The organism is Allocoleopsis sp., assembly GCF_036703385.1.
Lineage (GTDB): Bacteria > Cyanobacteriota > Cyanobacteriia > Cyanobacteriales > Coleofasciculaceae > Allocoleopsis.
Genome location: NZ_DATNPA010000416.1, coordinates 1 through 15,074 on the forward strand (window position 1 = coordinate 1; position 15,074 = coordinate 15,074).

General features: G+C 43.6%; 10 protein-coding genes. 4 read left to right on the top strand and 6 right to left on the bottom strand.

Annotated elements, in window-relative coordinates:
• Both V6C93_RS20425 and topA read left to right on the top strand, forming a co-directional pair.
• Positions 1-3,289 (top strand): ATP-binding protein (locus V6C93_RS20425; RefSeq protein WP_333478513.1); only part of this gene is annotated, 3,289 nt, incomplete at its 5' end.
• Positions 3,290-3,816: 527 nt separating this feature from the next.
• The gene (gene topA / locus V6C93_RS20430) at positions 3,817-6,489 is read left to right on the top strand and encodes a type I DNA topoisomerase (RefSeq protein WP_333478514.1); all 2,673 of its coding nucleotides are present in this window, start codon (positions 3,817-3,819) and stop codon (positions 6,487-6,489) included.
• Between the two features lie 182 nt (positions 6,490-6,671).
• Here the strand turns inward: topA and V6C93_RS20435 are convergent, their stop codons facing one another.
• The 3 genes from V6C93_RS20435 to V6C93_RS20445 form a co-directional block, all read right to left on the bottom strand.
• A complete protein-coding gene (locus tag V6C93_RS20435) occupies positions 6,672-7,229 on the bottom strand; it encodes a hypothetical protein (RefSeq protein ID WP_333478515.1) in 558 nt (185 codons plus the stop codon).
• Positions 7,216-8,334: an AAA family ATPase gene (locus tag V6C93_RS20440; RefSeq protein WP_333478516.1), complete on the bottom strand. Its 1,119-nt coding sequence runs from the start codon at positions 8,332-8,334 to the stop codon at positions 7,216-7,218. The genes V6C93_RS20435 and V6C93_RS20440 overlap by 14 nt, the downstream gene beginning before the upstream one ends.
• Positions 8,335-8,459: 125 nt before the next feature.
• Positions 8,460-10,925, bottom strand: coding sequence for a GUN4 domain-containing protein (locus tag V6C93_RS20445; protein WP_333478517.1), 2,466 nt, complete (start codon positions 10,923-10,925; stop codon positions 8,460-8,462).
• Between the two features lie 435 nt (positions 10,926-11,360).
• Between V6C93_RS20445 and V6C93_RS20450 the strand changes: the two genes are divergently transcribed.
• Entirely contained in the window at positions 11,361-11,591 is a 231-nt protein-coding gene (locus V6C93_RS20450; protein ID WP_333478518.1) for a hypothetical protein, read from the top strand.
• Between the two features lie 171 nt (positions 11,592-11,762).
• On the opposite strand, the gene V6C93_RS20455 is transcribed toward V6C93_RS20450, so the two are convergent.
• The 3 genes from V6C93_RS20455 to V6C93_RS20465 all read right to left on the bottom strand — a co-directional run bounded on the left by V6C93_RS20455 (position 11,763) and on the right by V6C93_RS20465 (position 13,574).
• Positions 11,763-12,224 carry a hypothetical protein gene (locus tag V6C93_RS20455; RefSeq protein WP_333478519.1) on the bottom strand — a complete coding sequence of 154 codons (462 nt, stop codon included), beginning with the start codon at positions 12,222-12,224 and terminating at the stop codon, positions 11,763-11,765.
• 199 nt (positions 12,225-12,423) lie between these two features.
• Positions 12,424-13,251, bottom strand: a complete 828-nt coding sequence (locus V6C93_RS20460) for an EAL domain-containing protein (protein WP_333478520.1) — start codon at positions 13,249-13,251, stop codon at positions 12,424-12,426.
• Positions 13,252-13,451: 200 nt separating this feature from the next.
• Positions 13,452-13,574, bottom strand: coding sequence for a hypothetical protein (locus V6C93_RS20465; RefSeq protein WP_333478521.1), 123 nt, complete (start codon positions 13,572-13,574; stop codon positions 13,452-13,454).
• A gap of 294 nt (positions 13,575-13,868) precedes the next feature.
• On the opposite strand from V6C93_RS20465, the gene V6C93_RS20470 reads away from it, so the two are divergent.
• Positions 13,869-15,074, top strand: a 1,206-nt coding sequence (locus tag V6C93_RS20470) for a hypothetical protein (RefSeq protein WP_333478522.1), incomplete at its 3' end; no start/stop codon positions are given.

A 15,074-nucleotide genomic window follows, 5' to 3' on the forward strand; every position in this document is an offset into this window, starting at 1 on the left:
AATGACTGACCCTGATAAGCTGGCAACCTTGAGGCTGTTGTCAAGTTTATTTGCTGTCTCCTACTTGGCTGCTCCAGACTTAGTGCCTTTAGTGGTGTGCAAGCAGGTCAATTTATCCGTCCAACATGGCAATGCTTCCGTGTCCTCCTTTGCTTATAACCTTTATGGTTTTCTTCTATGTGCAGTTGTGGGAGATATTGAACGGGGCTATGAGTTCGGTCAATTAGCTTTAGTTCTGATATCCCAATTGAATGCTAAAGAAGTCAGTACTAAGATCCGCCATATATTCAATGTTCTAGTGCGGCATTGGAAAGAACCTCTTAGGAATTGCCTAGAACATTGTTGGTCAATTTACTCGGGCGGGCTAGAAACTGGAGATTTGGAATATGCTGCCTATGCAGCAATGACATACGGCTACTACTCATATTTTGCCGGGAAGCCACTTATTCAACTAGAACGAGAAATGGCGACATACTGGGATGCCATTCATAAAATCAAACAAGAAACAACGTTGTGTTATCACGAACTCTATTGGCAAGCCATCTTAACGATGATGGGAAAAACTCAAAATCCCTGCCTTTTAAAGGGTGAAGTCTACGACGAGCAGAAAATGCTGCCACTTCATCAGCAAACTCATGACTTATTAGCGATTCAATATTTATACTGCAACAAACTTCTGTTTTGTTATTTGTTCGGGCATTATGAACAAGCGATTGAAAATAGTGTTCAAGGAGAAATTTATTTAGGTGCAGCTACAGGCCAGCTAAGTTTTGTAATCTTCCATTTCTATGATTCTCTAGCGCGGTTGGCGATTTATCCCAATACTTCACGGTTTGAGCAACAGAGCATTCTCAATCGAGTACAAGCCAATCAAGAAAAGATGCAAAAATGGGCACATCATGTTCCAATGAATCATCTGCATAAATTCTATCTAGTGGAAGCAGAACGGCATCGAGTTTTAGGAGAAAAAGTTGAGGCAATGGAAATGTACGATCAAGCCATTGCTTTAGCCAAAGAAAACGAGTATATCAACGAAGAAGCCCTCGCTCAGGAACTTGCAGCCAAATTCTATCTATCGTGGGGTAAAGAAGCGATCGCCCAACTTTATTTGCAAAAAGCTCATTACAGCTACCAAGTTTGGGGCGCTCAACGTAAAGTTGAGGATTTAGAAGAAAAATATTTCCAGTTACTCATTGGAACATCAGCTTATAGCAGAATTAAAACTACAGCTACCCCAACAAGTAATACTTCTACTACTACCAATTTAGATTTAGCCACTGTTATGAAAGCAGCGCAAACTATTTCTGGTGAAATAGTTTTGAGTAATTTGTTGAATCAATTAATGAAAATTGCTATTGAGAATGCTGGTGCGGAAAAAGGCTTTTTGATTTTAGACAAGTCAGGTGATTTGCTCATAGAAGCACAAGGCGATGTCGAGCAGACTGACATTGTAATGTTGCAATCGCTTCCAGTATATAACAGTCAGCAGTTACCTATATCTATAATTAATTATGTAGAAAGAACCCATGAAAACGTGGTTTTGAAGGATGCGTCTGCACCAGGAATTTTTGCTACAGATACTTACATCGTTAACAGCAAACCAAAATCAGTTTTATGTACGCCGCTAATCCACCAGGGGAAACTCATAGGTATTCTTTATTTAGAAAACAATTTAACAACTGATGCCTTCACTTCTGAGCGATTAGAAGTATTAAAAGTTTTATCAGCGCAAGCAGCAATATCGATAGAAAATGCGCGTCTTTATACAGATTTAGAAGAAGCTCTCCAAAATTTAGAAACAAAAGTAGAACAGCGTACGTTAGAGTTACAAGAAAACAATATACTGCTGCAACAAGAAATTGGCGATCGCAAACGTGCAGAAGAAGCCGCCGAAGCCGCCAACCATGCCAAGAGTGAATTCCTGGCTAACATGAGCCATGAACTCCGCACTCCGCTCAATGGCATATTGGGTTACACTCAAATTTTTAAAAAGTATAAAGATTTAACAGAGCAGCAAAAGAATGGTGTTGGTATTATTCATCAGTGCGGCGAACATCTGCTGACACTGATCAACGATATTTTAGATCTCTCTAAAATCGAAGCGAGAAAATTGGAGCTTTACCCCAAAGAATTTAATTTTCTTGAATTTATTAATGGCATATATGAAATTTGCCGTATTCGAGCCGAGCAAAAGGGTATCGAGTTAATTTACGAAACTCTTTCCCCTCTTCCCCAAGCCATCAGAGCTGATGAGAAACGGTTGCGCCAAGTTTTGATTAACTTACTGGGCAATGCCGTCAAGTTTACTGAAAAAGGAAGTGTAACGTTCAAAGTCGGGTATCAGGAGGAGAAACTGCGGTTTCAGGTGGAAGATACAGGCATTGGCATTGCACAGCAGCAATTAGAAGAAATATTTTTGCCATTTCAGCAGGTGGGTGAGGAAAGTCGGAAGACTGAGGGAACGGGATTGGGGCTGGCAATTAGTCGTCAATTAGTTGAGTTGATGAATGCGTCAATCAATGTCAAAAGTACCTTAGGTCAAGGAAGTATTTTCTGGCTTGATTTAGATTTACCTGAGGTTAGATTACAAAATAATCTCGTCAATAATTGGGAACGAAATATTATTGCTTTCAAAGGTGAAAAACGGAAAATTTTAGTTGTAGATGACAAGTGGATGAACCGCTCTGTCCTCGTCAATATCCTAGAGCCTTTAGGCTTTGAAGTGCTTGAAGTAAGTAATGGCTTAGACGCGCTTAATAAAGTGCATGAGTTTAAGCCAGATGTAATATTTATGGATTTGGTGATGCCTGTGATGGACGGATTTGAGGCGACCCGTCGCATCAGGACGTTACCAGAATTTAAAGATGTAGTTGTGATTGCCATCTCGGCTAGCGTATTTAATTTCGATCGCCAGCAGAGTCAGGAAGTTGGTTGTGATGATTTTCTTCCCAAGCCAATTCGGGAAGCGGAGCTTTTAGAGAAATTACGCCTCCATTTGGGACTGGAATGGATTTACGAAGAGACAACGAGCGATAGCCCAGAACAAAAGGAGGTTCATCCCCAATCTCAAATCTCACATTCAAATTTCATTGTTCCGCCTGCGGCAGAAGTCGCTGTCTTGCTCGATATGGCAAGGAGGGGCGACCTCAGAGGGCTGGCTAGGCGGGCTACCCAATTGGAGGAGTTAGATCAGGAATGGGTACCGTTTGCTACCCATCTCCGTCAACTGGCTAAAGAATTTAAAGGAAAACAACTTCGAGAATTTCTCAAACAATTTGAACAGCAATGACACTGACTGAAGAAGAATGTCGCTGACTTAAGAACTCTCATCTCCGGTTCCACACCCCCACTCTCAACGGGTGAGTTATTTCCGCCACCCTGCACTAGTACCCAGTCACCTCACCTTCTGCTAAGGTCAAGTGAGTTAGCTTTGTCATGAACTCTTGCGGAGCCACTGTACTAACAATCTGTGCTACAGATAGTAAAATCACACCGCCTTGTCGAATTGGTTACATGAATTTATCTTCCAAGGAAAGCTCCGATCTCCAAGCCAGAATTCACGCTTGACCGGGCTTGGCATTTATTCTGGCATCATCCCCAGAGGTGGGGGTCGCCGTTGATATCGGCTATAAGTAGAGACAAGGAGCTCAAGCTACATTTAGCAATAGGGCTGGCGATTCTCAGGGCGGAATCGCTGCGCTGACGCTTCTCGTTGATCATTCTCTGAACAGCGTTTTGAATCAGCCCTCTTGACATTTCGCCCCCTCTTCATCCAATTTGACTGTTTAGCCAGCCGCTATTTTTTCAAAAGTTGCTATGTCAACCCTTGTTATTGTTGAATCTCCCACTAAAGCACGTACCATCCGCAATTACTTGCCCTCTGACTATCGCGTCGAGGCATCAATGGGGCATGTGCGCGATCTCCCTCAGTCCGCTAGTGATATTCCGGCATCTGTGAAAGAGGAGAAATGGGCGCAGTTGGGAGTGAATGTAGAGGCTAACTTTGAACCGATATACGTCATTCCTAAAGATAAAAAGAAAATTGTTCAGCAGCTCAAAGATGCCCTGAAAGACGCGACAGAGCTTGTCCTGGCGACAGACGAAGACCGGGAAGGGGAAAGTATCAGTTGGCATTTACTGCAAGTACTCAAGCCGAAAGTCCCCACGAAGCGGATGGTGTTTCATGAGATCACCCAGGAAGCAATTAAGAAAGCGCTGAAAAACTGTCGTACTATCGACGAACAACTGGTTCATGCTCAAGAAACCCGACGGATTTTAGACCGATTGGTGGGTTACACCCTATCTCCCCTACTGTGGAAGAAAATTGCTTGGGGGTTGTCTGCCGGTCGTGTCCAGTCGGTATCCGTGCGCCTGCTGGTGAATAGAGAACGTCAGCGTCGAGCCTTCCGTCAGGGGAGTTACTGGGACTTGAAGGCTATTTTAGAGCAGGGCAAAACTCCCTTTGATTCCAGACTCGTCACCGTAGCAGGTGTGAAGGTGGCAACGGGCGGTGACTTTGACCCCAACACGGGTCAAATTATCGCTGGTCGGCAGGTTCGATTACTCAGTGAAGTCGAAGCGAGAGAACTGCGAGAACGCTTACTCAATAAAACGTGGACGGTGACGGATTTAGAAGAACGTCCCGTCACTCGCAAACCTGCTGCCCCGTTTACCACCTCGACCCTACAACAGGAAGCCAACCGGAAACTGCGCTTGTCGGCTCGTGATACCATGCGAACCGCTCAAAGTCTGTATGAACAAGGGTATATTACCTACATGCGGACAGACTCGGTGCATTTATCCGAACAAGCGATCGCAGCAGCACGGAGTTGCGTCGAGCAAAAGTACGGTCAACAATACCTCAGCCCCAAACCCCGTCAGTACGCCACCAAAAGCAAAGGTGCTCAAGAAGCCCACGAAGCGATTCGCCCCGCAGGTAGCACGTTCCGGACTCCCAAAGAAACAGGCTTGGGGGGTCGAGAACTCGCTCTCTACGACCTGATCTGGAAGCGTACAGTAGCTTGCCAAATGGCGGACTCCCGGCAAACCCAAATCACCGTTCAGCTACAAGTCGAAGATGCGGGTTTTCGTTCGAGTGGGAAGCGCATCGACTTCCCCGGTTACTTACGCGCTTACGTTGAAGGCTCTGATGACCCTGAAGCAGCACTGGAAGACCAGGAAGTGATTCTGCCACCACTCAAAGTAGGCGACCATCCCAACTGCCGTGAACTCGAAGCGGATGGTCACGAAACTCAGCCTCCAGCCCGCTATACCGAAGCTTCTTTGGTGAAAACGCTGGAAAGTGAGGGAATTGGTCGTCCCAGTACCTACGCCAGCATTATTGATACCATCCAGGACAAAGGTTACGCCCAAATGAACGGCAACGCCTTAGTGCCCACCTTCACCGCCTTTGCCGTCACTGGTTTGCTCGAAAAGTACTTTCCCAACCTGGTGGATACTAGTTTCACCTCAAAAATGGAGCAAACCCTCGACGAAATTTCCAGTGGGGAAGCGGATTGGCTGCCCTACTTGCGGGGCTTTTATCTGGGAGAGAAGGGACTGGAAACGCAGGTTAAAGAACAAGAAAGTCAGATTGATCCCAATGAAGCCCGCACCGTTGAACTGGAGAACCTAGCCGCAAAAGTCCGGATTGGGAAATTTGGTGCTTACATCGAAGCCGAGAATGGGAATGGAGTCGTGACGGCATCGATCCCCAAAGATGTGACGCCAGCCGAACTCGACCCAGAGCAGGTAGAGGTACTGCTGCGGCAGAAAACGGAAGGGCCGGACAAACTCGGACGGCATCCAGAAACTGGTGAGCCGATTTACGTCTTGAGAGGCCCCTATGGCCCTTATGTACGACTGGGTGATGTGTCTGAAGAGAACAAAAAACCGAAGCAAGCTTCTTTACCCAAGGGCGTGAATATTGAGGATGTGACCTTGGAGATGGCTTTGGGTCTTTTGGCTCTTCCCCGTACCTTAGGTGCTCATCCCGCTACAGGGGGTAAAATTCAGGCCAGTCTAGGGCGGTTTGGCCCTTATGTGGTTCATGACCAAGGTAAGGAGGGGAAAGACTATCGATCGCTCAAATCCCATGACAATGTCTTGACAATTACTCTAGAACGTGCATTAGAGCTATTATCAGAACCGAAGAAAGGACGCGCTGGTGCAGGCAAAACCAAGAAAGCGTTACGAGAACTGGGTGATCATCCCAAAGATAATGAACCCGTGAATATTTATGATGGCCCTTATGGCCCCTATGTGAAACATGGGAAGACGAATGTTTCTCTGCCAGAAGGGCAATCGGTGGAAGAGATGACGATGGAAGCGGCAGTTGAGCTTTTATCCGCGAAGGAGTCTACGAAGAAATCAGGTAGCAAGTCGCGCAAGTCAACCAGTTCAACCAAGAGTAAGTCAGCGGGGACATCGTCGAGCAGTAAGACGACGAAGAAGAAAACAACCGCCTCGACGAGCACGAAGAAGAAATGATGAATTAGTCCTGCTCAAATTTCATCGCTTCTTCATGAATAGGGGGTGACACCCATCACGCCTAAGTGCAATACTAAGGTTATTAGATGCACCCTGATAATTGAGAGAGTCACTTTTTGCGACTCTCTATTTTTTTGTAAGGTTTTCAAGTTGTGTTGGGTGAGTTGGTGATGCGATCGCACTTATTGCTTTAAAAGTAGTAATAGCCGTTGTAATTCTCCGCAAGCCGCCTGAAGTGATTCTGGTGCATCTTCTGGTAAGTTCTGAGAAAGGCATTGCTCTGCCAGGTTCTCAACATAGGGTTTGCAAGTCGCCTCATTCTTCTCGAATTTTGAATACCCTGTCTCCTCATCAACAAGTTCTCCCTGCAAGTAGTGTATCCAAGTCTCAATATTACGCTTAGGAATGAAGATAGCGATCGCTTCATCGGGTTGACGATTTTGTTGGGAATCTTCACTAAGGGATTGAGCTAACTGATTGAATCGTTCTTGCAACGTACCCGTATCTGCATCAATCAACACCACTAATCCAATCGACACGCGGTTTCTATTTTGACGATAGGCTTTTACTTCTACTGGATATTGAGTGCGTACATATTGCTCTCCCGCTTGGCTACCTTTTGGGCAAATTTCAGCTCGGAATCTTCCTGTAAAACCTCGCTTTTTTAGAAAATAACGAGCAAAAACTTCTTGCTGTCGATCTTCACAAAGGATAACAATCTGAACTCTACGCTGACTCATTCAACCATCCCCGTGCAATGAGTTCCGAAACGGGTAGTCCAGAATTGTCAGCAACTTCACTACTAATTCGTTTGACTCGAACCGGAGCATTACTTTGACGCTCAAACCAATAGCCAATCGGTGAAGCTAAAAGGTAGTTAATTAACTCAGGATGATGAGAAATCAGTAACGATTGGAGTTGTCCCTCACTACAGAGGTCATAAAGCTGAATGAGCCAAGGTTGAATTTCGGGCAAGGCTAGGAAGTTTTCGGGTTCATCAATGCACAACGTATAGTCTTCAGATTTGGTGCCATGAAGAAGCGTGTACAAAGCTACTAACGTTTTTTGTCCATCTGACAATTCTTCAAAGTGATATTCAATTGGTTTATTGCTCTCTGTTCCTCCAGCAAAACGTAGTTTAAGCACTAAATTTTTTTCGCTGAATCGTTCAAACCTAAAGCTCGTAAATCCATCCAAAATATCTCTTAAAATATCACCTATTTCAGCAACCTTGCCTTGATCTTCAGAGAGGTAGCGATACCAAGAAACAAAATTTTCCATATTTATAGCCAAACGCATTTCTTCGTAGCTACTCTCATCAACCATCAAGCTAGGAATGATTCGCACGATAATAAATCGTTTGATCCGTTCTCTAAACCAAGTTACTTTGGTGTTGTCATTCCTTGCCATCAATAAAGGTATGATAGACTGTGACCAGTCAAATGGGTATTGCGGCCCTAGTGAATGATTGTCTCGATAGAGTTGAACTTCCCCTAATTCAAATTTCAGTAAAGGTTGGTTATCAAACCACAGGCGCTCATACTCAACACGACATTTATCCGGCTTGTGACCAATACCCAAGTCATATTTATAGCTGCCACCATTACCTAGAATTTCTAGCTCAAAGCGTTGAATAGGTGAGGTTTGCCAACGAGTGCAGTCTGTAGATTTAAAAATTTCTTCTACTTTATTGTCACCACTGACAAATGCCTGAATTTTCTGTAACACTTCAAAAACAGTTGATTTGCCTGCTCCGTTAGAGCCTAAAAATAAATTAATTGAGTCAATGTCAAGTTCAAAATTAACCAGACAGCGAAAATTATCAATATATATACGTTTCAGCATGAATCTTTTCTGTAAGAACTATTCCTAATAGTACCATTAGCGAAATCACTAAAAAATTCATCAAAATCTTTAACGCTAACGTTTAATGAAAACTGATTTTGCTTTAAGGGTTCTTTCCTCAAGAATTACTTGTGCAGAGTATTCGAGATTGAACAGGCATCCATACGAGCAAAGAGAGCAATCAGACGATCGCGACGATTTGTTGAAAACCAACCGTCTTCTTTACCTGCCCAAAGACAACTGGGAAGATGTCCTTTTGGAGCTTTTTCAAAGTCATATTCAAATTGATCAGATCGACGCCAAGAGTATTTATTTTTTTTCTCACAAACTCGCCAGCCTGTTTGATTACCGAATTTGTCTCTAATTTCGCCATTGAACTCTTGAGTTCCGCCCAGACTTTGGTAAATTTCCTTCTGGATGCTAAAACCAAATTTTCCATCACTATGCTTAATCCATAGTTTGTCAATAGTATTCAGGTCATCACCAGGAAATTTTCCAATGATACTCTCATCTAATTCTGTCAATTGCTGATCAGGGTCAACAATGATTTCTTCTCTTTCCTCTTGGGGAATTGTCAACACAGCAAGCTTTGCTGCTAAACACATAATTTTTGCAGTTTCCTGATCCGCTTTTTTCCATGCTTTGCCTGCTAGTAATTTCTTCAGTTCGCTGTATTTAATCCCAACTGATGACTCTTCCATGAGGGCTTTGAAGTTGTTGTCATTCCTTATAAAGTCAAAATCAAAATATGGATTATTTTTGACCTTTTCGCGGCAGGCTTCAAAATTGAAATTCAAAGCTTTCTGTAAACTCTCTAGGACTTGCTCTGAGTCTTGCATCGCTGCGGCGCAAGCAGCTTTCAAATACCACGCTTCATAGTCTTCTGATTCAATAGCAATTGCTGTTTCACTAGCTTTAACTGCTTCACTATAACGCTTTAGGTTATATAGAGATAGACTTTTACTCAACCAAGCGGAGTAATTATCGTCATCAAGACTAATCGCCTTGTCATAAGCAACAATTGCTTCTTCATCGCGTTCTAATTTTTGCAGAGAATTTCCTTTGTTTTGCCACGCGAAAGTAAATCCTTCATCAATTGCTATGGCTTTATCAAAATCTTTACTTGCCTCTTCATAGTGAGCTATGTTTAACAATGCACATCCTTTCAAATTCCAAGCACGCACCAAAATAGGATTGAGTTCAATGGCTCGCTCACAAGCACTTATTGCGCCATTAAATTTTTGATTATTCAAGTAATTAATAGCTTTGTCACATAATTCTTCAGCTCGTTTAAAAGACTGATAATCAATTAATTTTAAATCATAATAATCTGATATATACTTACATACTGCTTCGTAGATAGCTTGCAAATTACTTATCCATTCCTGTAATACTCTTTGTCTACTCCTTTGATATTTTTCAAGGATTAATTTCCTTTCTTTTTGTTGTTTATCATTAGTCTGCAAACTACCTACAGCACTGCCTAAAGAGTCTATAAGCCCTCCACCCTGAACAAATCCAGCCCAAGCCCCCTTAGCTACACTTGTTAATGTATTTTCCTCTTCAGTAAATTCATAATTAAGTAACTCTGTTGTCACTTTGTCAAGTTGCTTAATAGCTAAAGCCACCCTTGAGAAGTTGGGAGCATAAATTTCATAAAATAAAGAGCTAATCTTGGTTGAATCTAACTCGATTTCCAATGATTCGGTTAATGTAGTTAACGGCTTTCCGAGTCTCTCAAGTACTAATTTAAAATCAGCTTCTAAGCCATCAATGAAATCTCTTGCAGCTTCATGAATACTTTTTTCTTTTTCCTCTCCTTTTCTTCTTAAAATAGGTTCATAGAAAGCTGATTTTAGAGTCTCATAGATTTGATTAGAGAGCCGCTGTACATCAATTTTTAAAATTACTGCTAAAGTAGCAGACTGCACAGCCTCTTCAGTGTTTAAAATAGCAATATCCGATACAGCAAATTGTTGTGATGGAACCTTTGATTTTGAATCAAGGCTAATTTCTTGATGCCAATCAGGGAAATCTTCATCCGTTTGCTTGCCAAACAGTTTCATCGTTTTAACAGACTTAATTTCTAATTTAGAGACTTGAGAATTGAGCAACTCAACCATGGCTTGCTGATTAGGAAATTCCGCTGATTCCAGCATTACTTGTAAGCAATCACTTCTCAGCCTAACTTTAGCCGTAACTCCATGAAGTTTTACCCACTGGTTGATCAAAGTATTAATTGCCTTCACATCTCCCTGCCTTGCTAATTCAGAGAGGTCTTGTATCGGTTGAACAGACAAGTTAAACTCTTCGAGCCATTCTGGAAAATCCCCATCCACCTGCTTACCGTAGACTTTGACTTTTTGGATTGCAGCAGGCATCAGATTGGTTAGCCGTTTACGAAGAGAATCTACATAAGCCTGTTTTGGCGGAACCTTTGGTGCTTCCAACATGAGCTGCAAACAGCCATTTTTAACAGAAGCCTTTGCTGTGATACCTTTTGGTTGAAGAGAACGGTTCAACATAGCAGCAATAGCTTTTGGGTTGCCTTGTTTAGCAAGTTGCTGTAGGTTGGGTTGCTCAGTTGTCATGGCAGTACTGTGTAATGAAGCTGAGTAAACTTAATGCACGAGGATTTGACGGCTTGCTAGCAGACAGATATTGAGTCTGTCTTTTCCTTCGATTGACGGGGTACTTACAACAAGATGGCATAACTACGGCTGGATATGCCAACACAGGAAACAATTACTGCTACTGTCTAGATGAACCAGCAACTACAAACCTTAGGAGTGTTTCTCTAAACTCTATTCCATTTCAAATCCTGATTGAAGAGATTTATGATAAGGTTGAGTCAACAGAAATCAGCAACGGATAGAAACTACCTCGGCAAGCGATCACAGAATTTTGCCAACGGTGGCAAATCAAGGAATTTTACCTATTTGGTTCGTATTGCGGGCACAGCTCAGGTAACCTATGTCTTGCGATAGTGCATCCCTACTTGTATTGTCAGAGCTGGGCAATTGGTATTGCAGTTTGATCAAGGATTCAATCGAGAACAGTTACCATCAGATGTACTGAGGCAATCAGCAATTCTCTACCAAATTTCGATTAGGGGAGAGACAACAAAACAGTTATCTCGCGAGTTTCCAGAGCAGCATTGCATTCAGAAGTGCCTTGGGATGATGTTGCTCCAGATGCGAAACATCCCAGCGTTACTGGATCTGATTACCCCTCTATTACCTATTCAGGAGGCTTGAGAAAGCGATCACACAGCCGTTTTCCAAGACTCTTCAAACTAGCTACGGTAAAGGCTTAGCGGTTATCGCAAAATCCGACAATTGACCGTTTCTTAGTTTTAAGTCTTTCGTGAAAAATGGGCGATCGCTCACTCAGATCTTAACGTAGGGGCAACTCTGCTTTCGCAGACGCTAGGGATAGGCAATCAGCAAGGGTTCTTCCGGCGTAAAGCGAGGCGGGTAGTTCGATTTTTTACCTAATCCTTTGAAAGATGCGATCGCAATGGGTGAGGATAAAGGTTGAAGTTCTTCAACTTCCCAAAAAATAGCCCACCTTGGCTTTTCGCTGGCTGTAGAAGGAGGGCGATATTTCATTCCCTGTGGGTGTCTACCGCCACGAGACTGAACGTGACTTACATACAAGCCGTGCCATGTGACTTCTGAGTTCAAAGGCCGATTTTCTGCCAAGGACGCATAGATAAACACTTCCACAGCTTTATCACCCCGCAGTTCATCGGCTTGACGGAACACTTCAAAAGCCATGCTGCCAAAAGCTACTTTTGTCTGTTCTCCCTCTTTTCGCCAGGAAAGAAGGTGTTCCTCTGGTACGGGGGCAAGAATAGCCAATTGGCGCGTCGTTTCTGTTTTATCCATATTGTCGTTAGTGGTGTCGTGACTTCGATAAGAAGCAAGTTCATCAAAGGGGTATACTCAGAATACCTTTACCAGTCTCTAGACTCGACTTTATCCATTTAAGCGCGAGCAACAACCGTCGGTGTGACGCTGGTTCCGACGCTCGCCACCTCGCTAATGCTGGGAAGAGAGCTACCGCAGATGCCGTAGGCAATCGCCACTACCTCTGTTGTTGCCCAGAAATGGTCACCTCTGTATCAAACCAACTAAGGGGTTGTGGTTTGCCAAAGTAGAATCCCTGAGCATAGCAGACGCCTAACGCTTTCAACCGCTCTAGAATCGCCGCATTTTCTACATATTCGGCAATTGTCTGAGTTCCCTTTACCTGGGCAATTTGCACAATGGCAGACACAATGGCTTCCGAAACGGGGTTAGTCGCCAAGTCCTGTATGAATATCCCATCAATTTTGACAAAGTTGAGAGGCAATTCTTTCAGATAGGCTAAACTCGCCATCCCTGTACCAAAATCATCCAGAGCAAATTGACAACCTATTTTCTGCAATCGACAGATAAATTCTCTAGTTTTTTCGATATTCGACAGAGCCACTGTTTCTGTGATTTCAAACAAGAGGCTTTGAGGGGGAACCAGATGGCTCGCTACGGCTTCTTCCAGAAAGTTAAGAAATTCTTCATCGTTAATACTGGAGCCTGATAAGTTTAAGGAATTCAAACAACCACAATATTCACCCCTAGCCCGACATGCCATACATTTACAGGGATTGGGAATGCTATTAAAGAAGGATTCCACTACCCAGCGATCAATCGCTGGCATCAATCCATGTTGTTCCGCATAGGGCAGAAATTTATTGGGCGGAATGATTTGACCATTATGTCCTACCATCCGCAATAAAATTTCTTGGTGAATGAGTGCGCCTCCTTGACCTGTTAGGGGGATGATAGGTTGAGAGTACAGGCAAAAGCGATTTTCTAATAGGGCAGTTTGCAGTGCTTTACTACTAGTTGACTCTTGAGCAATACTTTGTAGCACATCAGCTACCTCCAATATCCCACCCTACTATCTCGGTACCCAGGCTAAATATATATATTTTTTTACGTTAAGCTAATTTTTGAAATATTGACACAGAAAAATCTATAACCCCTCAGTAGGCATGTCAAGCCTTTAGGATTAAACGTAACGCAATTAGGTCTTTAGGCTGATTGTTCGGTAACGCCAATGTGAGTTTGGGCTTATCGCTCAGTTTCTTTAAGCAGGAAGTGACCCAGCGATCGCACCAACACCTCGGTCATTCGATTTGGGATTTTGGATAATGGAATTGTCCCTACCACTGTTAGCGCAAGCGGGCGCTCCAAAGGAGCGACAAGTCGGGGGCTTGAGAAGTTTTTCGTGAACGGTGAACTAAGTCTAATATTAGAATTTTTCTCCCAATATTCCCCTGACTCATTGGTAAACCAGGTATTCTCCCAATAGTCTTCACGGCAGTTCCCGCGTTCATCGGGTAAAGTAAGGTAACTACTAACAGCAGTGGCGAAATGGCGCTATTCGCCGCATGGTGCCCAGGTACTGGTTACTCGTGTCCGTGTCTTTAGCGCTGCTGAGTCCGTGACTTTCAGGAATGATTTAGATCGGGGAGAAGGGTGGTACTTATGGATTTAGAAGTTGCTCACACTCGTTGCAAAGAGCGTTTGGTTTGGGCGATCGAAAAGCTACAGGGCAAAGTTGAGCCGACACAACTTGAGACTATCACCGAGTTGATTATCCAAACCATGACAGGCCCTTGGCGTTATTTTCATACTCCCGATCACATTTTTGAGGTCGGTGGGTCAGTCGATGCCATTGAGGTGTTAGCCGCTTTATTCCATGACTTGGTGTATGTGCAAGTCGATCACGGTGTGAGTATCAACATCGGCAGTTATATTGCTCCTTTTGTTAAGGAAGTCAAAGCTAAGGGTGTTAAGGGAGTCAAAGGCCAGCAAGCCAAAGGTCAGCTGGTGATTCGAGAATCCACTGACATGCCTTCCTCTGGGATGTTTGACATTGTCGCAACGATATTTGGGTTTGCTCCTAGTCAGGTACTCTCTCCAATGGCAGGGCAAAACGAATTCTTGAGTGCGCTGATTGCAGCACGGTCTTTGGAGCCTGTTTTGAGTCCTGGTGTGATTGCTCAAATCATCGCTTGTATTGAAGCGACCATTCCGTTTCGTCCGTTGTCACCATCGGGTTTAAATCCTAGCGAGATGTTGTATCAGCGATTAATGAGTGCTAATCAACAGTTTGGCTTTGGATGGAGTGAGGCTCAAACGATTGAAATCGTTAAGCGCTGTGTGCGGCTGTCCAACCGGGATGTGGAGAATTTTGCCTACCCCAATTCGGCTGATTTCTTAGACAATACTTGGAATTTGTTGCCCGAAACGAATCACGAGCTGATCAATGCCAATTCTTATACGGTTGCTGGCTATCGCCGATCGCTGCAAAATATGGAAGGATTTATGAATTTCCTGTCTCCAGAACAGGTGTTTCAGCGGTTTATGGGAGAGCCAGATGAGGAAACTTATCAAGATCTGATATTGAAAACTCGCAAAAATCTAGAGGTAGCAAAGCTTTATCTAGGATGCAAGCTCGTCTCGATCGCGATTATTGAGGCGCTTTCAATGCGATTGGGAGGACGCGATCGGGATATTCCCCTTTCAACCATGATGGGAGAATTACCCACACCAGGACTCAAAACCCCCTCCTTGGAACAATTTTTGCCCGATATTCCCAGTGTTCACCCCCCAGAAACGACGCTGGAACATGAGGTGCTAGAGCTGTTGAGAAAGGGACGAAATCAGGATTCCTCTTATGACCTCAAA